This is a genomic window from Microbacterium paraoxydans (assembly GCF_900105335.1).
In the GTDB taxonomy this organism is placed as follows: domain Bacteria; phylum Actinomycetota; class Actinomycetes; order Actinomycetales; family Microbacteriaceae; genus Microbacterium; species Microbacterium paraoxydans.
On the sequence record NZ_LT629770.1, the window covers coordinates 1,145,155 to 1,164,901 of the forward strand.

General features: G+C 69.9%; 20 protein-coding genes and 1 tRNA gene. 11 read left to right on the plus strand and 10 right to left on the minus strand.

The window, feature by feature from the left end; genetic code table 11:
* Positions 1–110: 110 nt before the first annotated feature.
* Entirely contained in the window at positions 111–1,628 is a 1,518-nt protein-coding gene (locus tag BLU02_RS05745) for an amino acid permease (protein WP_082750026.1), read from the plus strand.
* Between the two features lie 12 nt (positions 1,629–1,640).
* On the opposite strand, the gene ygfZ is transcribed toward BLU02_RS05745, so the two are convergent.
* From ygfZ to BLU02_RS05760, 3 genes are all read right to left on the minus strand, one after another.
* Positions 1,641–2,756, minus strand: a complete 1,116-nt coding sequence (gene ygfZ, locus BLU02_RS05750; protein ID WP_083370904.1) for a CAF17-like 4Fe-4S cluster assembly/insertion protein YgfZ — start codon at positions 2,754–2,756, stop codon at positions 1,641–1,643.
* A gap of 12 nt (positions 2,757–2,768) precedes the next feature.
* Positions 2,769–3,371: a heme-binding beta-barrel domain-containing protein gene (locus tag BLU02_RS05755; protein ID WP_025104300.1), complete on the minus strand. Its 603-nt coding sequence runs from the start codon at positions 3,369–3,371 to the stop codon at positions 2,769–2,771.
* 147 nt (positions 3,372–3,518) lie between these two features.
* Entirely contained in the window at positions 3,519–3,809 is a 291-nt protein-coding gene (locus BLU02_RS05760; RefSeq protein WP_060923070.1) for a hypothetical protein, read from the minus strand.
* Positions 3,810–3,883: 74 nt separating this feature from the next.
* Between BLU02_RS05760 and BLU02_RS05765 the strand changes: the two genes are divergently transcribed.
* The 7 genes from BLU02_RS05765 to pstB all read left to right on the plus strand — a co-directional run bounded on the left by BLU02_RS05765 (position 3,884) and on the right by pstB (position 12,093).
* Positions 3,884–4,567, plus strand: coding sequence for a winged helix-turn-helix transcriptional regulator (locus BLU02_RS05765; RefSeq protein ID WP_060923071.1), 684 nt, complete (start codon positions 3,884–3,886; stop codon positions 4,565–4,567).
* A gap of 45 nt (positions 4,568–4,612) precedes the next feature.
* Positions 4,613–6,781, plus strand: a complete 2,169-nt coding sequence (locus BLU02_RS05770; RefSeq protein ID WP_060923072.1) for an RNA degradosome polyphosphate kinase — start codon at positions 4,613–4,615, stop codon at positions 6,779–6,781.
* Entirely contained in the window at positions 6,778–7,764 is a 987-nt protein-coding gene (locus tag BLU02_RS05775; RefSeq protein WP_060923073.1) for an NUDIX hydrolase, read from the plus strand. The genes BLU02_RS05770 and BLU02_RS05775 overlap by 4 nt, the downstream gene beginning before the upstream one ends.
* Positions 7,765–7,991: 227 nt before the next feature.
* Positions 7,992–9,095 (plus strand): phosphate ABC transporter substrate-binding protein PstS, encoded by a 1,104-nt coding sequence (locus BLU02_RS05780; RefSeq protein ID WP_060923074.1) that lies wholly within the window; start codon positions 7,992–7,994, stop codon positions 9,093–9,095.
* Between the two features lie 106 nt (positions 9,096–9,201).
* Positions 9,202–10,185 (plus strand): phosphate ABC transporter permease subunit PstC, encoded by a 984-nt coding sequence (pstC, locus tag BLU02_RS05785; RefSeq protein ID WP_060923075.1) that lies wholly within the window; start codon positions 9,202–9,204, stop codon positions 10,183–10,185.
* Position 10,186: 1 nt separating this feature from the next.
* Positions 10,187–11,284 carry a phosphate ABC transporter permease PstA gene (pstA, locus tag BLU02_RS05790; RefSeq protein WP_060923076.1) on the plus strand — a complete coding sequence of 366 codons (1,098 nt, stop codon included), beginning with the start codon at positions 10,187–10,189 and terminating at the stop codon, positions 11,282–11,284.
* A gap of 29 nt (positions 11,285–11,313) precedes the next feature.
* Entirely contained in the window at positions 11,314–12,093 is a 780-nt protein-coding gene (gene pstB, locus BLU02_RS05795) for a phosphate ABC transporter ATP-binding protein PstB (protein ID WP_025104291.1), read from the plus strand.
* A 74-nt stretch (positions 12,094–12,167) separates the two neighbouring features.
* On the opposite strand, the gene BLU02_RS05800 is transcribed toward pstB, so the two are convergent.
* From BLU02_RS05800 to BLU02_RS05820, 5 genes are all read right to left on the minus strand, one after another.
* Positions 12,168–13,052, minus strand: a complete 885-nt coding sequence (locus tag BLU02_RS05800; RefSeq protein WP_060923077.1) for an aminodeoxychorismate lyase — start codon at positions 13,050–13,052, stop codon at positions 12,168–12,170.
* Positions 13,053–13,223: 171 nt separating this feature from the next.
* Positions 13,224–13,853 carry a hypothetical protein gene (locus BLU02_RS05805; RefSeq protein ID WP_060923078.1) on the minus strand — a complete coding sequence of 210 codons (630 nt, stop codon included), beginning with the start codon at positions 13,851–13,853 and terminating at the stop codon, positions 13,224–13,226.
* Positions 13,854–13,882: 29 nt separating this feature from the next.
* Positions 13,883–14,653: an anti-sigma factor gene (locus BLU02_RS05810; RefSeq protein ID WP_083370905.1), complete on the minus strand. Its 771-nt coding sequence runs from the start codon at positions 14,651–14,653 to the stop codon at positions 13,883–13,885.
* Positions 14,650–15,252, minus strand: coding sequence for an ECF RNA polymerase sigma factor SigK (gene sigK, locus BLU02_RS05815; protein ID WP_174521451.1), 603 nt, complete (start codon positions 15,250–15,252; stop codon positions 14,650–14,652). Before sigK ends, BLU02_RS05810 begins: the two co-directional genes overlap by 4 nt.
* A gap of 31 nt (positions 15,253–15,283) precedes the next feature.
* Complete coding sequence (locus tag BLU02_RS05820) at positions 15,284–16,996, minus strand: cytochrome c biogenesis protein DipZ (RefSeq protein ID WP_060922991.1); 1,713 nt, start codon at positions 16,994–16,996, stop codon at positions 15,284–15,286.
* Between the two features lie 167 nt (positions 16,997–17,163).
* On the opposite strand from BLU02_RS05820, the gene BLU02_RS05825 reads away from it, so the two are divergent.
* Both BLU02_RS05825 and BLU02_RS05830 read left to right on the plus strand, forming a co-directional pair.
* Positions 17,164–17,823 carry a fasciclin domain-containing protein gene (locus BLU02_RS05825; protein ID WP_060923003.1) on the plus strand — a complete coding sequence of 220 codons (660 nt, stop codon included), beginning with the start codon at positions 17,164–17,166 and terminating at the stop codon, positions 17,821–17,823.
* Between the two features lie 135 nt (positions 17,824–17,958).
* Positions 17,959–18,031, plus strand: a tRNA-Lys gene (locus tag BLU02_RS05830).
* Between the two features lie 8 nt (positions 18,032–18,039).
* Here BLU02_RS05830 and BLU02_RS05835 read toward each other — a convergent pair.
* Positions 18,040–18,504 carry a hypothetical protein gene (locus BLU02_RS05835; RefSeq protein ID WP_060922992.1) on the minus strand — a complete coding sequence of 155 codons (465 nt, stop codon included), beginning with the start codon at positions 18,502–18,504 and terminating at the stop codon, positions 18,040–18,042.
* 157 nt (positions 18,505–18,661) lie between these two features.
* On the opposite strand from BLU02_RS05835, the gene BLU02_RS05840 reads away from it, so the two are divergent.
* On the plus strand, positions 18,662–19,207 hold the full coding sequence (locus tag BLU02_RS05840; RefSeq protein WP_060922993.1) for a type 1 glutamine amidotransferase domain-containing protein: 546 nt from the start codon (positions 18,662–18,664) through the stop codon (positions 19,205–19,207).
* Between the two features lie 3 nt (positions 19,208–19,210).
* On the opposite strand, the gene BLU02_RS05845 is transcribed toward BLU02_RS05840, so the two are convergent.
* A complete protein-coding gene (locus BLU02_RS05845) occupies positions 19,211–19,729 on the minus strand; it encodes a CGNR zinc finger domain-containing protein (protein ID WP_060922994.1) in 519 nt (172 codons plus the stop codon).
* Positions 19,730–19,747: the final 18 nt, after the last annotated feature.

The following is a 19,747-nucleotide window of genomic DNA, read 5'->3' on the forward strand; positions in this document are numbered from 1 at the left end:
TCCGGTGCGCACCTCCTCACGGGCCTGCGCACCGCTAGCGTCGTACGCGGCGGGCCGTACCGACGCGTGCGCCGACTCGATCGCCATGCGTTCCCAGGGCAGGAGAGGCGATGGCGACCGAGAACGCGAAGGCGGAAGGATCCGCGGAGGCACAGGAGAACGACCGCGAGCGATTCGGCGACGTCCTGACGTCGGCGCAGGACTTCTCCCACGAGCAGTCCGGCTACCGCACCGCGTTGAAGGCGCGGCACCTGCAGATGATCGCCCTCGGCGGCGCGATCGGGACTGGACTGTTCATGGGGGCGGGCGGACGCCTGAACGCCGCAGGACCCCTGCTGGCCGTCTCCTATCTGGTGTGCGGGGTGTTCGCCTTCTTCATCCTCCGCGCCCTCGGAGAGCTCGTCATCCACCGCCCCTCCTCCGGATCGTTCATCTCGTACGCGCGGGAGTTCTTCGGCGAGAGACTGGCCTTCGCCGCGGGCTGGCTGTATCTGCTGAACTGGGGCATGACGGCGATCGTCGACTCCACGGCCGTGGCGCTCTACGTCCACTACTGGTCGGCGTTCCGCGTCGTGCCGCAGTGGCTGCTCGCGCTGATCGCCCTGGTCGTCGTCGTCGGCCTCAACCTCGTCTCGGTCCGGCTGTTCGGCGAGATGGAGTTCTGGTTCGCGCTCGTGAAGGTCGCCGCGCTGGCGCTGTTCCTCGTGATCGGCGTGGTGTTCCTCGCGGCCGGCTGGCAGACCGACGAGGGACCGACGGGGATCCCCATGCTCGCAGCGCACGGAGGCTTCGCACCGGAGGGGGTGCTCCCCGCCGTGATCGTGATGCAAGGGGTCGTCTTCGCGTACGCCTCCATCGAGCTGATCGGCACCGCCGCCGGCGAGACCGCGGACCCGGAGAAGGTGATGCCCCGGGCCGTCAACTCGGTGATCCTGCGCATCGCGGTGTTCTATGTCGGATCGGTGCTGCTCCTCGCCCTGCTGCTCCCATACACGGTGTACCGCGCCGGGGAGAGCCCGTTCGTGACGTTCTTCTCGCACGTGGGAGGGCCGGACGTGGGGGCGGTGGCCGGCAGCGCCATGAACTTCATCGTGATCACCGCCGCGGTCTCCGGGCTGAACGCCGGGCTCTACTCGACGGGCCGGGTCTTCCGCTCGCTCGCGAGTTCGGGCGCCGCACCCCGCGCGACCGGGCGGATGAGCCGTCGCGGCGTGCCCGTCGTGGGGATCCTCGTCACCGCCGTGTTCGCCCTCGCTGGTGTCCTGCTGAACGCGGTGGTGCCGGGACAGGCCTTCGAGATCGTGCTCAACATGTCCGCGCTGGGGATCATCGCGGCCTGGGCGACCATCATCCTCTGCCAGCTCCGGCTGTACCGGCTGTCGCGGCGCGGCCTCGTCGAGCGCCCGTCGCTCCGCCTCTTCGGTGCACCGTACACCTCGTATCTGACGCTGGCGTTCCTCGCGTCCGTCGTCGTGCTCATGGCCTTCGACTATCCGACGGGCACCTGGACGGTCGCCAGCCTCGGCGTGCTGATCCCTGCGCTCATCGGCGGCTGGTTCCTGGCCCGAGCACGGATCCGGGAGCTCGCCGCGCAGCGCTCGGCGGCCGGACCGGGAGTCGAGATCTGACGGACGTCCCGCTCAAACGCCGGCGTCGCGGGGATCGGGCGCCGTCGGGCGGCGGGACAGCCGGGTCAGGCGCGGGACGTCCGCGGTGGCGCCGGCATCGGCCGGGACGATGATCTGCTGGGACGCGGCGATGTCGATCCCTTCGGCCCGGACGACGAGATCACCGATCGGGGCGCGACGGGACAGGAGGGCGAGGGCGATCGGCCCGTCTTCATGATGCCGCGCGGAGGAGGTGATGTGCCCGACCTCGTCGTCGCCTGCGAACACGGGGGCTCCGGGTTCCGGAAGCACGGCGTCGCTGCCGTCGAGCTGGAGCAGAGCGAGCCGCCGCGGCGGATGGCCGAGGTTGTGCACCTTCGCGACAGTCTCCTGGCCGCGATAGCAGCCCTTGTTCAGGTGCACGGCGCTGCGGAGCCAGTCCGACTCGTGCGGCAGCGATCGCTCGTCCACCTCGGCGGCCCACCGCGGGCGCCAGGCGCCGATGCGCAGAGCCTCGGCGGCGAGGAGACCGGCGGCGTCCTCCCGACCGAGCTCCGCGGCGAGCGCCCGCGCCGCCGTCTCGGGCACGATGCCGACCCGCCAGGCGAGGTCGGCCCCGGGGTGCGCGGCCACGTCGGCATACTGATGGCCGCCGACGGCGACCTGCTGCCACGGGTCGACCCAGATCCGCGCGTCGTCGAGGCCGCGCACGCGCTCGGCCGCGGGACCGCCGTCGACGAAGCCGAGCAGCGCGAGGTCGGGGCGCAGCTCGACCGTGGCTTGGGTGCGGAACTTCATCCGCGTCAGCCAGGTCGCCAGACCCTCGGCATCGCCGGCGTCCGCCAGGAGCCAGGTCGAGGTGCCGTCGTCGAGGACCCCGGCCGCGTGCTCCACCCGTCCCTGCGGATCGAGGATGAGGAGCTCGGTGCTCTCCCCCGCGCGCAGATGACCCACCGCCTGCGACGTGATGGAGTCGAGCCAGGGGAGGCGTTCGGGGCCGGACACCTCGATGACCGCCCGGTCGTCGAGGGGCGCGATCGCCGTTCCGGCCGCGAGGCGGCGTTGCTCCCGGAACGGATCGCCGAAGTGGGCGATCCCGCGCTCCCCTGCTGTCGCGCCGGGGACGCCGTCGAAGACGCTGGTGCTCACGGTGTGCTCCGTTCAGACGCGAGCGAGACGTGCCGAGGCGTGCGCCCGCAGAGGTGTGCCGAGGGCGGCGATGTCCCACGCCCACAGCAGGTGCCCGTCGACGAGCCCGTACATCCGCGAGGCGGAGCCGTAGTCCTTGGCACCGGCGCCGCGCACGATCGCGTCCGACGCGAGGTCGACCCGCGGTCCGTTGATCTCGCCGAGGTAGTACTCGAGCATGCCGTCCGAGCGCGCCAGCGACACCTCGAGCGGGAACGCGCCGTTGTCGGACCGCAGCGCCTCCACGTCGTCGACCGTGCGGGTGACGGGTGTCGCCGTCGGCGGCAGCAGCGCCGGTCCCGCGTCGGTCGCCGCGGCCGGACGCGCCAGGCGCCAGAAACCGGACTCGGCGGTCAGCGGGACGGCGGGCGCACCCTCGTCACCGACGAAGGTCGCCGTGGCCGCGTAGTTGAGGAACGGTCCCCCGTCGTGGCTGAAGCTGACGCGATGGGTGAACTCGCCCTGCAGACGCTCCTCGCCGACCGGGTAGTCGATCACCCCGGACCCCTCCCACACGCCGATCAGCCACGCCAGCGGGGCGAGGTCGGCGGGAAGGTCCGTGGGGAGTTCGATCATGTCGTCAGCGCTGGCCGCGGAACAGGTTGCGCAGCACCACGGCCGACACGAAAACGATCGCGAGGCTCGCCAGGCCGAGCAGGCCGATGAAGAAGATTTCGAGCGCCATGATGTCCATGACCTCCACCTTACCCCCGGCGATCCGGGTCAGGAGGGGATGAGGGCGGCCAGGCCGAAGCCGACCGAGATGATCCCCATCAGCAGCAGCGCACCGGTCACGCTGCTCGCGACGCGGAAGATGAAGCCCTGCGTGCGCCCGTACCAGAGCTGCACGGCGAAGGAGAACAGCACCACCGCGCCGAAGCCGACCAGCATCCAGGGGATGCGCCACTCCTCCGGAGCGAAGATCCCGATGACGATGCTGCCGACGAACGCGGTCGCCCAGACCGCGATGACGCCGGTGAAGGCGTTGCGGGGCGCGAGTGCCGGTTCTGACATGTCTCCATTCTTGCGCATCGGTGGCCGCTATCATGGCGGCACGGCGTCGATCCCCCCGCCGGTGAGGAGTGCGCGTGGCCCTGGTGCTGGTTCTGACCAATGCTCCGCTCTCGGAGCAGGTGCTGCCCGCCCTCGAGCTGCTGAGCCATCGCACGCGGCAGATCCCGGCCGAGCCGGCGCAGCTGATCAATGCCCCGGAGTACGACATCGTCATCGTCGACGGCCGTCACGACCTGGTCGGGGCGAAGTCGCTGTGCCGTCTGCTGCGGGCCACCGGCCAGGATGCGCCGCTGCTGCTCGTGGTGACCGAGGGCGGCATGAGCGCCCTGTCCGGCGAATGGGGCATCGACGACGTGCTGCTGTCCACCGCCGGCCCCGCGGAGATCGACGCGCGCGTGCGTCTGGCGCTCGCGCGACGGGACGAGGTCGCCGAACCGGCGCGCGTGCAGGCCTCCGGCGTCACGATCGACGAGCAGTCCTACTCGGCCAAGCTCCACGGGCGGCCGCTGGACCTCACCTACAAGGAGTTCCAGCTCCTGCACTTCCTCGCCACCCACCCGTCCCGGGTGTTCACCCGCGAGCAGCTGCTCAGCGAGGTGTGGGGGTACGACTACTTCGGCGGCACCAGGACCGTCGACGTGCACGTGCGACGGCTCCGCGCCAAGCTCGGCGATCAGGAGCAGATCATCGGCACCGTGCGCAACGTCGGATACCGCTTCAACGTCTACGAGGACGACAGCCTGGTCGGCTCGCGCTGACCGCCGTTCACACGCCCGACACCTGCCGGTGCTTAGATGTACCCCATGATCGATCCCGCACTCGCCGACGCCGGACTCGGTGACGCCGAAGACGACGACTTCGACGACGCCGTCGAGGCGCCGGACTCGCAGCTCCCCGACCACCGCTATCTGGACCGCGAGCTGAGCTGGCTCGCGTTCAACCAGCGCGTGCTCGAACTCGCGGAGGATCCGTCGCTGCCCGAGCTGGAGCGGGCGAACTTCCTGGCCATCTTCGCGAGCAACCTCGACGAGTTCTTCATGGTGCGCGTGGCCGGTCTCAAGCGGCGCATCATGACCGGTCTCGCCGTGCCGACCAACATCGGACGCTCCCCCGTCGATGCCCTCGCCGACATCTCTCGGGAAGCGCACGCCCTCCAGCTCCGCCACGCGGACGCCTGGACGAAGCTCGTCCGCCCCGCCCTCGCCGACTCCGGCATCGAGATCACGGAGTGGTCGGATCTCACCGACGACGAGCGCAGCGCGCTGTCCGACTACTTCGGCGCGCAGGTCTTCCCGGTGCTGATGCCGCTGGCGGTCGACCCGGCGCACCCGTTCCCCTACATCTCCGGACTCTCCCTGAACCTCGCCATCCGCATCCGCAATGCGCGGACCGGCCGCCAGGAGTTCGCGCGCCTCAAGGTGCCGCCCATGCTGCCGCGCTTCGTCGAGGTGCCGTCCACGGGCGAGATCAAGCGCTTCCTCCGCCTCGAGGAGCTCATCGCCAACCACCTCGGCGATCTCTTCCCCGGCATGGAGGTGCTCGACCACCACGCGTTCCGCCTCACCCGCAACGAGGACGTGGAGATCGAGGAGGACGAGAGCGAGAACCTCATCCAGGCGCTGGAGGCCGAGCTGCTGCGCCGCCGGTTCGGGCCGCCGATCCGGCTCGAGATCACCGACGACATGGACGAGGTCACGATGGACCTCCTCGTGCGCGAGCTCGACATCACCGACCAGGAGGTCTACCGCCTCCCCGGGCCGCTCGATCTGCGGGGCCTCTTCGACCTGTCGCGCATCGATCGCCCCGATCTGCGGTACCCGCCGCACCTCCCCACGACCGCGGTGGCCTTCCAGCCGACGGGCTCCAACACCCGTGCCGACATCTTCAAGGCGATCCGGAAGTCCGACGTGCTCGTGCACCACCCGTACGAGTCCTTCACCACGAGCGTCCAGGCGTTCCTCGAGCAGGCCGCCCGCGATCCGCACGTGCTCGCCATCAAGCAGACGCTGTACCGGACGTCCGGGGACAGCCCCGTCGTGCAGGCCCTCATCGATGCGGCCGAGGCAGGCAAGCAGGTGCTCGCGCTCGTCGAGGTGAAGGCCCGCTTCGACGAGGCCAACAACATCGTGTGGGCGCGCAAGCTCGAGAAGGCCGGCGTGCACGTGGTGTACGGCCTCGTCGGACTCAAGACCCACTGCAAGCTCGCCCTCGTGATCCGCGAGGAGGAGGGCAGACTCCAGCACTACTCGCACGTCGGCACCGGCAACTACAACCCGAAGACGAGCCGCATCTACGAGGACTTCGGTCTGTTCACCGCCGATGCCCAGGTCGGCAAGGACCTCACCCGGCTGTTCAACGAACTCAGCGGCTACGCGATCGAGAAGAAGTTCAAGCGTCTGCTCGTCGCCCCGCTCCACCTCCGCAAGGGCCTCGTGCGGCTGATCGACGCCGAGCGCCGGATCGCCGAGTCGGGCAAGCCCGCGCACATCCGCATCAAGGTCAACTCGATGGTCGACGAGGAGATCATCGACGCGCTCTACCGCGCCAGCGCCGCGGGGGTGAAGGTCGACGTGTGGGTGCGTGGAATCTGCAGCCTGCGGCCCGACCTCGACGGGATCAGCGACAACATCACCGTGCGCAGCATCCTCGGCCGCTACCTCGAGCACTCGCGCATCTTCACGTTCGAGAACGAGGGCGACCCGCAGGTGTACATCGGCAGCGCCGACATGATGCACCGCAACCTCGATCGGCGCGTCGAGGCCCTGGTGCGGGTCACCGACCCCGCGCATCTCAAGGAGCTCACCGCCTTCTTCGACCTGGCGATGGACGACCGGACCTCGTCGTGGCACCTCGGCCGCGACGGCGTGTGGGAGCGCCACGCCGTGGATGCCGACGGCAAGCCGCTCACCGACCTGCAGGATAAGACCATGGGGATGATCCAGCGACGTCGTCGGGCACGGGCGGTTCGATGACGGCGCGGCAGGTCCAGCTCCCGCCGTCCGCGGCCGACGCGAAGTGGGCGGACAAGGCCGTGTACGCGGCCGGCGCCGTCGTCTGGCGTCTGGTCGACGGCAAGCTGCGGATCCTGCTCATCCATCGCACGAAGTACCGCGACGTCACCCTCCCGAAGGGCAAGGTCGACCCGGGCGAGATGCTCGCGGAGACCGCCGTCCGTGAGGTGCACGAGGAGACCGGCATCCGCGTGGCCCTCGGCGTGCCGGTCGGGATCAGCCGCTATCACCTCGCGTCCCGCAAGCAGAAGGTCGTGCACTACTGGGCTGCCGAGGCGACGGACGCCGCGATCCGCGCGTCGACCTTCGTGCCCAACCGCGAGATCGCCGCCATCGAGTGGGTCAGCGTGAAGAAGGCCCGTGCCGCGCTGAGCTACCCCGTCGACCTCGAGATCCTCGATGCGTTCGCGGCCCTCGTCGACGACGGCGTGCTGCGGACCTTCCCGGTGATCGCCCTCCGGCACGCGAAGGCCCTGCCCCGTTCGGAGTGGGACAAGGCGGACGCGGCCCGGCCGCTCACCGACCGCGGGAAGCGCCAGGCCAAGGCCATCGTCGGACCGCTCCGCGCTTTCGGCGTGCGCAAGATCGTCACCAGCGACGCGGTGCGCTGCGTGCAGACCGTCACGCCGCTCGCCAAGGCCCTGGACCGCAAGCCGGTCCTCACCGAGAAGATCAGCCAGGACGCCTGGGAGGACGGCGTCGCCGATCTCCGCTCCGTCGTCGGCCGCCGCATCCGCGCCGGCAAGCCCGCCGTGCTCTGCAGCCACGGCCCGGTGCTGCCTGCGCTCCTCTCGGAGATCGCCCTCGCGACCGGCACGGTGCACGGCTCGTACGTCGGCAGCGCCGCCGATCTGGAGACCGGCGCGTTCTCCGTGGTGCACGTCTCGGCCACCAATCCCGGCTCCGGCATCATCTCGATCGAGACCCACGCCCCGAAGGTCTGATCCCTCCCCCACGTTCGAATCGCGCACTTCGCTGCATCTGGGCCGGGGATGCCGCAAAGTGGGCGATTCGAAACGGCGGGGCCGCGCCGTGACGGGGATCGGTGACAGAGAGTCGCCGGCCGTTCACCTGCCGTTCACCTGCGCGGGAGAGTCTCGTTAACCGTCGCCCCTAGCGTCACTGTGTGCCCTGCACCGGGCCCCACCCCTCCAAGATCGAAGGATCCACAGTGAAGATCTCCCGAATCGCACGAATCGGCGCCATCGGCGCCGTCGCCGCTCTCGCCCTCGCCGGCTGTGCCGCGAACGAAGGCGGAGCCGGCGGCTCCAGCGAAGAGCCCTCGGAGTCCACGCTCTCCGGCACGATCGACGCGACCGGCGCGTCGTCGCAGACCGCAGCCCAGGAGGCCTGGGTCGCCGCCTTCCAGACGGCCAACCCCGATGTGACGGTCAACTACGAGCCCACCGGCTCGGGCACCGGCCGCGAGAACTTCCTCGAGGGCGGCAGCAACTTCATCGGCTCCGACCGCGCGTTCAACGACGAGGAGATCGCCGCCGGCGGCTTCGGCGCCTGCACCACCGACGACATCGTCGAGGTCCCCCTCTACATCTCCCCCGTCGCCGTCGCCTTCAACCTCGAGGGCATCGACACGCTGAACCTCGACGCCGCCACGATCGCGGGCATCTTCGCCGGCACGATCACCAACTGGAACGACGAGGCCATCGCCGCCCTGAACGACGGCGTCGAGCTCCCCGACCTGGCGATCTCGCCGGTGCACCGCTCCGACCCCTCGGGCACGCAGGAGACCTTCGCCAAGTACCTCAGCGCGACGGCCCCCGACGTCTGGACCTACGAGGTCTCCGACGAGTGGCCGATCCAGGGTGGCGAGGCCGCTCAGGGCACCTCGGGCGTGAAGCAGGCGCTCACCGCCGGCAACGGTGCGATCGGCTTCCTCGACGCCTCGCAGGCGGACGGCCTCGGCCAGGTCGCCGTGGGCGTCGGCGAGGACTTCGTCTCCTACTCGGCCGAGGCCGCCGCGAAGCTCGTCGAGGGCTCGCCGCTCGCCGAGGGCCGTGGTGAGGGCGACCTCGTCTTCGACGTCGACCCGGCCGCTGCTGCGGACGGCGCCTACCCGATCGCCCTGGTGAGCTACCTCATCGGCTGCGAGCAGTACGAGGACAGCAACGTCGCGGAGCTCGTGAAGGAGTACTTCACGTATGTCGCGAGCGCCGAGGGCCAGGACGCCGCTGCGGAGAACGCCGGCAGCGCCCCGATCTCGGACGGCCTGCGCGAGCAGGTCCAGGCCGCGATCGACCTCATCCAGGTCGGCTGATCCTGCCGATCCACTGACGACGGTGCCCCCGCGTCCCCGAGCGGGCGCGGGGGCTCCGCCAGGTCAGCACCCGATCCATCTCCACCCGGCCCGAAACAGGGAGATCATGAGCACGACCGCGCAGGAGCCGACAACGGCACCGGCACCGACACCGGCGCCGCCCACACCGATCAAGGCCAAGCAGCGCCTCGGCGACCGGGTCTTCTCCGGCACCGCGCTGGCGGCCGGCATCATCATCCTGATCGTGCTGGCGCTCGTCGCTGCCTTCCTCATCATCCAGAGCCTGCCGGCGTTCCAGCTCGACACCACCGACAACCACATCCTGCGGGGCGAGTCGTTCTGGGTGTACGTCTGGCCGCTCGTCTTCGGCACCCTCTGGGCATCGTTCATCGCCCTGCTGATCGCCGCCCCCATCGCCATCGGCATCGCGCTCTTCATCTCGCACTACGCCCACCGGCGGCTGGCGTCGTTCCTCGGCTACATCATCGACCTGCTCGCCGCGGTGCCCTCCGTGGTGTTCGGCCTCTGGGGCGGCCTCGTGCTCGCCCCCATGCTCCAGCCGATCTACGTGTGGCTCAACGAGAACGCCTCGTGGGTGCCGTTCTTCGGCGGTCAGGTCTCCGCGACGGGCAAGACCATCCTCACCGCCGCCCTCGTCCTCGCCGTGATGTGCATCCCGATCATGACCGCCATCTGCCGCGAGGTCTTCCTGCAGACCCCCAAGCTCCACGAGGAGGCGGCCCTCGCCCTCGGCTCCACGCGCTGGGAGATGGTCCGCATGGCCGTCCTCCCCTTCGCCCGCGGCGGCATGGTGTCGGCGGCGATGCTCGCCCTCGGCCGCGCGCTCGGCGAGACGATGGCCGTGACGATGGTGCTCTCCCCCTCGGCGGTCGTCAGCTTCCTCGTGCTCACCGCCACCAACCCCACGCCGATCCCCGCGAACATCGCGCTCGCCTTCCCGGAGGCGCACGGCACCGGCGTGAACACGCTGATCGCGACCGGCCTCATCCTCTTCGTCGTGACCTTCGCGGTCAACGCGCTGGCGCGCTGGATCGTCGCCCGCCGCGCCGAGTTCTCGGGAGCGAACTGACATGACCGCCCTCACCAGCGCTCCGCCCGCCGCGAGCACCACCGCCCTCACCTCCGGCCGCCTGCCGAAGTGGGCTCCGTGGGCCCTCCTCGGCGTCTCGTTCGTCGTGTCCGCCGCCGTCTTCGGTGTCGCCGCCGCTGGCTCCGACACCCCGCTCGCGGACTTCAACATCGCGGGCACCGTCATCGTCGGCATCCTGCTCTACATGGTGATCATCACGGTGATCTCCTCCATCGCCGAGAGCCGCCGCAAGGCCGTCGACCGCCTGATGACGGCCCTCGTCGCCACGGCCTTCCTCATCGCCCTGCTGCCGCTGATCTCGCTGCTGTGGACCGTGGTGGCAAACGGCCTCGAGCGCTTCGACGCCGAGTTCTTCACCTACTCGATGCGCAACGTCGTCGGCGACGGCGGCGGTATCGTGCACGCCATCTGGGGCACCGTCCTCATCACGCTCACGGCCACGATCATCTCGGTGCCGGTCGGTCTGATGACCTCGATCTACCTCGTCGAGTACGGCCGCGGCAAGATCGCCAAGGCCATCACGTTCTTCGTCGACGTGATGACGGGCATCCCCTCGATCGTCGCGGGTCTGTTCATCTACGCGGTGTTCGCCCTCCTGATCCGTCCCGGGATCTCGATGGGCTTCATGGGCGCGCTCGCCCTCGCCGTGCTGATGACCCCTGTCGTCGTGCGCGGCAGCGAGGAGCTGCTCCGGATCGTCCCCAACGAGCTGCGCGAGGCCTCCTACGCCCTGGGCGTGCCGAAGTGGCTCACGATCCTCAAGGTCGTCCTGCCCACCTCGATCGCCGGCATCATGACCTCGGTCATGCTCGCCATCTCCCGCGTGATCGGCGAGACCGCCCCGCTGCTGCTCACCGCCGGCTTCACGCAGAGCCTCAACACGAACATCTTCGACGGTCAGATGATGACCCTCCCGGTGTTCGCCTACAACCAGTACATGAACCAGGGCACGAGCCCGGACGCCGCCGTCGCGCGCGCCTGGGCCGCCGCCCTCACCCTCATCCTCATCGTCATGGTGCTGAACCTGCTCGCCCGCCTGATCGCGAAGCTGTTCGCCCCGAAGGTCAACGGCCGCTGAGCGCCCGACCACTCAGAATAGGAATCCACGTGTCCAAGAGCATCGAAGTCAACGACCTCAACGTCTACTACGGCAACTTCCTCGCGGTCGAAGGCGTCTCCCTCGACATCCAGCCGCGCAGCGTCACGGCCTTCATCGGCCCGTCGGGCTGCGGCAAGTCCACCTTCCTCCGCACCCTCAACCGCATGCACGAGGTGATCCCCGGCGCCCGCGTGGAGGGTGAGGTGCTGCTCGACGGCAAGGACCTCTACGGTGCCGGCGTGGACCCGGTGCTCGTGCGTCGCCAGGTTGGCATGGTGTTCCAGCGGCCGAACCCGTTCCCCACGATGTCGATCAAGGAGAACGTGCTCGCCGGTGTGAAGCTCAACAACAAGCGCATGTCGAAGAGCGAGCAGGACGACCTCGTCGAGAAGTCCCTTACCGGCGCGAACCTGTGGAACGAGGTCAAGGACCGCCTCGACCGTCCGGGCTCCGGGCTCTCGGGCGGCCAGCAGCAGCGTCTCTGCATCGCCCGCGCGATCGCCGTCTCCCCAGAGGTGCTGCTGATGGACGAGCCGTGCTCGGCCCTCGACCCCATCTCGACCTACGCGATCGAGGAGCTGATCGGCGAGCTCAAGAACGAGTTCACGATCGTGATCGTGACGCACAACATGCAGCAGGCGAGCCGGGTCTCCGACAAGACCGCGTTCTTCAACATCGCCGGCACCGGCAAGCCCGGCAAGCTCATCGAGTACGACGACACCACGAGCATCTTCACGACCCCGTCGGTGCAGGCCACCGAGGACTACGTCTCCGGCCGCTTCGGCTGACCCGCACCCTTTCGACCTTCGGGCCCGGACGCCTCGCGTCCGGGCCCGTTCTCGTCTCCGTCCCGCCGGAGGGCTCAGTCGCGCGGGGAGAGGAGGTAGGCGTTGAGGTCGTCCGTGAGGGCGGTGTCGACGGGGACCGGCGTGCCGTCGATCGCGGTGATGGCGGTCGCGAGACGCACGCTCGACACGAGCCATGCGGCGTCAGCCTGCGTCAGATCGGTGGCGGGGATGCGGTCGTACCCGACCTCGAAGCCCCGCGCGAGAAGGTGGTCGTAGACGCTGAGCTGCGTGGTGCCGTGCAGGATCCCGCCGTTCGGGGCCGGCGTCGTGAAGCGGTCGCCGAAGCGCAGGATGAGGGAGGCCGTCGGAGCCTCCAGCACGAAGCCGTCGCTCGACAGGAAGATCGCGTCGTCGGCTCCGCGGCGCTTGGCTTCGCGCAGGGCCGCCATGTTCACCGCGTAGGACAGCGTCTTGGCTCCGAGCAGCAGCCAGGGCGCCCGTTCCGCGGCGCCGAGGTCGTATCCGCGGTCGAGGGTGACGACCTTGACGCCGTTCCGCCGTACCGCGGCGAAGTCCGCCGCCGGAGCCGCCGTGACCCACGCGGTCGGCGTCGGCCCGTGCTCGACGCCGCGGCTGAGGATCAGCTTGATGACCGACTCCCCCGCGCCGAGCTGTGCGGCGGCCTGCTGGATCGCCTGCCGCCACTGCTCCTGGTTCGGCACCGGGAGGTCGCAGAGTCGCGCCGAGTGCGCAAGACGTTCCAGATGCGGGACGACCTCCTGCGCATGTCCGTCGATCACGCCGATGGACTCGAACACGCCGTCGCCCCGTTGCGTGCTCAGCTCGCCGACGCTGAGGGCGGGGGCCGCGGCGTCCACCTGCGTGAACGTGTCGGCGTAGTCGGCACGCTGCTCGTCGGCGGCGACGGGATCGATCATGAGGGCGAAGCGACGGGTCATGTCACCGAGCCTAGGCCGCCGGGAATACCCACCGCGTCCTCGCGTTACACTGGAGTGGCCGGGCCGCATAACCCCGGGCTCCAATTTTCGCCGCTGCGAGCGGCCTTCCGCCGAGAGGCGTTCTTGCGGCCCGGTCTTTCTCTGTCCGGATGATGTCCCGCCCGCTCGGACTCAGGCCAGGGCGCCCGTGCGCCACAGGGCCGCCGACGCCGCGAGGTCCTGGGCATAGCTGCTCAGTCGCAGCGCCCGCGTGGTGAGCTCGCTGGCCCGCGCGGGCTCCGTGGGCTCGTAGTCGTCGGCGGTGTGCGTCGCCCCCGAGGCCTGGACGCGGCAGAACGCCGCCGCGCGTTCCAGCGCCACGGCGAAGTCGCCGCGGAAGGCGCCGCGCAGGATCGTGTCGATGAGCGCGACGAGCTCGTCCGGGCTCGCCGGCACGGGCGCCCCGGCGACCACGGCGTCGGCCGACGGCAGCTCGACCCGGCCCCGGTCGTAGAGCAGGGCCGCGGTGCGCGGATCGCCGTGGATCGCGAGCTGGAGGACGTACAGCCGCCACAGCGACCCCGGGAGGGTGCGCGACGGCGCCTTCGACCACAGTTCCGCGATCTCGTCGATGCCGTGCTCGCTCGTGAAGGCGATCAGCCGCTCGACGCTCGCCCCGCTCTCGTCCTCGCGGACGCGGGTCAGCAACGCGGAGGCGGTGGCGTGCGCGACGCGTGTCTCCTCGGCGGGATCATGGGCGCCGACGATGTTGTCGAAGGCGCTCGTCGGACGACGCACGGGGCGATGGTGCTGCTCGGGCATCCCTCCAGGGTACGCCCCGCCTCCCACGCTCAGGCCGTCGGGATGACGATCACCGGGTCGGTCGTGGGCAGCCCGGACGGCGATCCGCCCTCCTGCTCGACCGTCACCGCGATGGCGTCGCCGGCCTGCATCTCGCCCTCGAGGAGCGCGGTGGCCTCCCCGCCGTCGACATCGAACACGCCGGCGGCGATCGGGTCCTCCCCGCGCACGAACCACAGCTCGTACGTCTTGCCGTCCGCGACCTCGGGCAGCCCGTCCGTGACGAGCACGGCCTTGCCGACCGAGCCCGACCAGTGCGCGGTGGCCGTCGCGCCGTCGTCGAGCTCGACCGTCGCCTTCTGCGCGTCGCCCGCGGATTCGATCTCCTGCAGCGCGACGACACTCGCCGGGCGGTTCAACTGGTCGTTCAGCGCGACCGCACCGATGCCGACGCCCACCAGGAGCGCGAGACACGCGGCGAGCGCGAACGCGAGCCGGGTCCAGCGGCGAGCCGGGCCGGGAGAGGCGGCGCCGGAGGCGGGGCTCTCGTCCGCGGAGCCGTCGGGCTCGGAGGCGGATGCGGATGCGGAGCCCTGCGGAGTCTGGGCGATCTGCGCGAGCAGGGCCGCACGGATGCCGGCGGGTGGGGCGACCGGGGCCACGCCGTCCGCGAGGAGAGCGGCCGTATCGGCGTCGGCGTCGTCCTGCGCCGCCCACTCCGGGTGCTCGGCGAGGGCACGGCGGTACCGACGCTCGTCGTCCGCCGAGAGCGCGTGGAGTGCGGCACCTGCCGCGAGCTCCGTGAAGTCCTTCTCGTTCATGCCGTCACCCCCATCGCCGTGCGGAGCCGGGTCAGCCCGTCTCTCATCCGTGTCTTGATCGTGCCCAGCGGTGCTCCCACGAGCGCCGCGATCTCGTTCTGACTGTAACCGCCGTAGTAGGCGAGGACGAGCGCCTCCCGCTGCGCCTCCGGAAGCCCGGTCAGCGCCGCGACGACCCGCTCTCCTTCGATCCCCAGCTCGACCCGTTCCGCCACGCTGTCGTGCGCGACGCCGAGGTCCTTGAATCCCGCGCGCACGTCCCGGTCCGCACTCGACTGCGAAGCCCGCACCCGATCCACGGCCCGGCGATGCGCGATTGTCATCACCCAGGTTCGTCCCTGTCCCTTGTTCGGAGCGAACCGGGAAGCGGATTGCCAGATCTCGAGGAAGACCTCCTGCAGCACTTCCTCGCTCTGCGCGCGGTTCACGAGCACGCGGAGGATGAGACCGAAGACGCGGGAGGAGAGGGAGTCGTACAGAGCCGCGAAGGCAGCCTGATCACCGGAGGCGACGCGGACGAGGAGGTCGGCGACAGCATCCTGCGGCGCCGTCCCGTCCTCGGGGACGTCCATCCCATCGATGACCATCTCCATAAGCATGCCGTATCTCCTCCCTCTTCCCGTGCAGACGTCACCCGAATGTGAACGAATACACCTCGACGCCGGTGGGGACCTCGAGCGTGAACGTGCCCTTCGCGATGTCGTCCTGCTCGAGCAGCCCGTAGGAGCGTGGCGTCCCGTCGATCCGGATCGTCTGCGCGTTCCCGTCGGCGTCGGTGACCACCACCTCCCCCGACCCCGCGACGACCATGCGCACCTCAGCCGCCCGATACTGCAACCGGATCCGCGCGTCGTCAGCGGTCGGCGTCACATACTGGGTCTCCACCGTCCAGTCGCCGTCCAGGGCGAAGCTGTCGTCGGGCTGGTCGTCCGGGAAGCGGAAGCTGCCGTCTCCGCGACGGTACTCGTCGCCGCCGCCGTAGTTGACGTCCTTCGAGGAGCCGAGGAAGGTCTCCCGGGTCGTGGCTCCCACGTCCGGGGTCTCGTCCTTCACGTCCGTGGCGGCGGGGAGATCGACGTCGGGGTCGGCGTCCTGCAGCAGCTCCCGGATCATCGCCTCCGTCGCGGCGTAGTTGCCCTCGCCGAAGGAGATGTGGCGCACGGTCCCCTCCGCGTCGATGAGGTAGTGCGCGGGCCAGTAGCGGTTGCGGTAGTTGGTCCAGGTGGAGAGGGTGTTGTCGAGAGCGACGGGGTACTCGATGCCGAAGTCACGCGCGCCCGCCGAGACGTTCCCCGGATCCTTCTCGAACGCGTACTCGGGCGAGTGGATGCCGATCACCTGCAGTCCCGCGTCCCGGTAGGCCTCGTCCCAGGCCACGACGTGCGGGATGGAGCGCTGGCAGTTGATGCAGGAGTACGCCCAGAAGTCGATGAGGACCACCTGGCCGCGCAGGTCCTTCAGGTCGATCGCCTCCCCGTCCGGGGTGTTGAGCCACTGCTGGATCCCCTTGATGGAGGGCGCCGTCCCGCAGGACTCCAGCTCGGTCGCGCCGTTCGTGCACTTGTCGAGGTCCTTGTTCTCCTCGTTCACCAGGCCGCCGAGGTCGAGGGCGTCCTGCACCTGCTCGGAGTCGGCGATCTGCTCCTGCAGGGGCGCGGTGTAGTCCGGGAGCAGACGCTGCAGCGCCTGCGGCACGTTGAACACGAGACCAACGGCGAGGCCGATCATCGCCACGCCGGCGGCGATCCGGAGCGCCCGCTCCTTCGTCCGGAAGGCCCGGATGCGCTCGATGACACTGCGCCCCGCGAGCGCGAAGACCAGCAGGGGCACCGCGACGCCGATCGCGAAGGAGACGGTGAGGAGCACGGTGCCCACGCCGATCTGCCCCGTGGAGCCGGCGACGATGATGGCCGCGAGGACCGGGCCCGCGCACGGGACGAACACGGCCCCGAGGGCGAGGCCGACACCGAAGCCGTTGCCGCGGTTCTTCACCTCGCGCTGTCCGAAGCGCTGGAACGGCCGCTCCAGGATGTGCTGGAACCGCGGCACGATGAGTCCCACCCCGATGACGACCAGCACCGCGATGCCGACCCAGCGGATGATGTCCTGCGGCAGGTTCAGCAGGCCCAGCAGGAGCGAGCCGGCGAGCGTCACGAGCGTGAAGCTCAGCACGAGGCCGGCGATGACGAAGTAGGGGCGGCTGCGCTTCGCCGGCACCGCCTCCCCCTCGTAGGACGCCGACTGGGCACCGCCGGTGAGGAAGATCACCGGGAGCACGGGCAGGATGCACGGCGAGATGCCGGTGATGAGCCCGCCGAGCAGGCCGATGATGATCAGGTCCATGAGGTCCTCGTCTCTGTCGGGTGCTGTTCGCGCCGACCCCCCGCAGCGGATTGGATCGGATCCGATTTCGGAGAATCTCGAAATTCCTCCCATCCGATCCGGGGAGGCTTCCGAACAGCCCTCGACGCCACGGAGAGGCCGTGGCCGGAGTTTCGAAGGAGCTCGACATGTTCAGCACCAAGAAGAAGGTCACCGCAGCAGTCACCCTGGGTCTGGCGAGCGCATTCCTGCTCTCGGCATGTTCCATGGGCAGCGGAACGAGCACGGAGGAGTCGTCGGAGCCGACGACCCCGGAGTCGTCGGAGTCGACGCCGATGGAGATGGATCCCGCCGCGAACCTCGTCGGCCCCGGCTGCGAGGCCTACGCGGAAGAGGTCCCGGACGGCGCCGGTTCCATCCAGGGCATGTCCCAGGACCCGGTGGCGGTCGCCGCCTCGAACAACCCCATGCTGACGACGCTCGTGTCGGCGGTCAGCGGTGAGCTGAACCCCGACGTGAACCTCGTCGACACGCTCAACGGCGACGAGTTCACCGTGTTCGCCCCGGTCGACGACGCCTTCGCGACGATCGACGCCGCGACCATCGAGACGCTGAAGACCGACAGCGACCTGCTGACCTCGATCCTCACGTACCACGTGGTCCCCGGCCAGATCGAGCCGTCCGACATCGAGGGCATGCACACCACCGTCCAGGGCGCCGACCTCGAGGTGACCGGCAGCGGTGACGAGTGGATGGTCAACGACGCCAACGTCATCTGCGGCGGCGTGCAGACCGCGAACGCGACCGTGTACCTCATCGACTCGGTCCTGATGCCCCCGGCTGAGTAAGCCAGGGATGGTGCCGGCGACCCGACCGGCACACGGCCTCCCCTGTTGTCAGGAGGGACACGGGGCAGGTGAAGGGGCCGTCGGCGGCTGTGGCGCCGACGGCCCCTCGTCGTGCGCCCCCTAGACTGGGAGCACGGGCCTCTAGCTCAGTTGGCAGAGCATCGGACTTTTAATCCGCGGGTCGTGGGTTCGAGCCCCACGGGGCCCACCGCATCCTCAGTCGTCGCCGCCGGCGTTCCCGGCGAGCAGGTCGTCGCGGATCCCGGCGACGCCGTCCGGCAGCGTCTCGCCGTGCATCACGAAGTCCGGGGCCTCGGGGCTCCCCCCGATGCCGCAGACGGCGACGTTGTCCTGACCGTCGATCGTCTCCGGGACGGCCACGAACCACACCGCCGACTCTTCCAGCCACTCCGTGGTCGCCATGTCGGCGAAGAACGTCGCATCCGGCGAGATCGAGCGGATCTTCTCGGTGCAGAGAGAGACGAGCTGCCCCTTCGCGAAGGCGCCGGCAGCCGGCGGCGCGGACGTCTCCGTGGGCGTCGGGGCCGTGGTCGGGACGGGCGAGGACGACGGCGTCTCCGAGGGGGTGGAGGTCACGGTCGGTGTCGGCTCCGGAGCCGGCGTGCAGCCGGCGAGGACGACCAGCACCGGCAGGAGGAGGAGAGCAGGGCGGAGGCGCATGTCTGGATCGTATCGAGTCGCCGATGCCATTCCCGCCAGCGCGGCCGCTCTGTATCACCGTCGTCCGCGGCTGGCCACCCCCTGGCGACGCCCGGAGCCCTGCGAGAGGGTCGAGGAGTCCCCGGAACAGGGCGACTTCCTACCGAAAGGACGGACCATGACTCTCACCGGAAACCGCGTGGCATTCCTGGCGACGGACGGCTTCGAGGACAGCGAGCTCACGAGCCCCTGGGAGGCGGTGACGACGGAGGGCGCGAGCGCCACACTCATCGCCCCGGACGGAGCAGCGATCACCGGGAAGAACGGCCACGAACAGGCCGTCGACCTGAAGGCCGCGGACGCCAGCGCCGACCAGTTCGACGCGCTCGTGCTGCCCGGCGGCGTGGTGAACGCGGATCACCTCCGGATGGATCACGCCTCCATCGACCTGGCACGTGCGTTCTTCGAGCAGCACAAGCCGGTGGGCGTCATCTGCCACGGCGCCTGGATCCTCATCGAGGCCGGCGTCGTCGACGGCCGGACGATCACGAGCTACCCGAGCCTGAAGACCGATCTCCGCAATGCCGGCGCGAGCTGGGTGGACGAGGAGGTCGTCGTCGACGAGGGGCTCGTGTCGAGCCGCACCCCCGATGACCTCCCGGCGTTCAACGCCAAGCTGGTCGAGGAGATCGGCGAGGGCAAGCACGCGGGACAGACCGCCTGACCATCAGCTCACGCGCGCCCGATGGCGCCGCACGGCCGCCCGGTTCGCGCACCTCACGGAGCAGAACCGCTGGCGGCCGTTGCGCGTCACGTCCGCGACGACGTTGGTGCACGGCGGCGCGTCGCAGCGCCCGAGTCGGTTCATCCCCCGGGTCACGAGGTGCAGCGCCGTGCCGAGGTTGATAACCGCGCGCAGCACGAAGGGCAGCGAGCGCACGTCGTCCCGGTAGTGCAGGTGCCAGCCCTCGTCATCGTGATTGGTGAGCCGCGGATAGGCGCCCGCGGTGGCGAGCTGATCGTTGAGCAGGGCGGCCCGCGCATCGGGGTCCGGTTCATCCACGATGGCCAGCCAGTCGTCGATCACGGCGCGCACCTGCGCGTGGTCGTCGGGGGCCGGCGGAAACGTCTGCGTCATCCCCAGCGCGAGCGTGCGCTCCTCGATCCCCGCGCGGTCCTCCGGCCAGTCGTTCGCGAGGGAGGCGGCGAGGAGCACCGCATACTCCCCGTAAGGGTTGAGATGCATAAGACCATTACACCACGC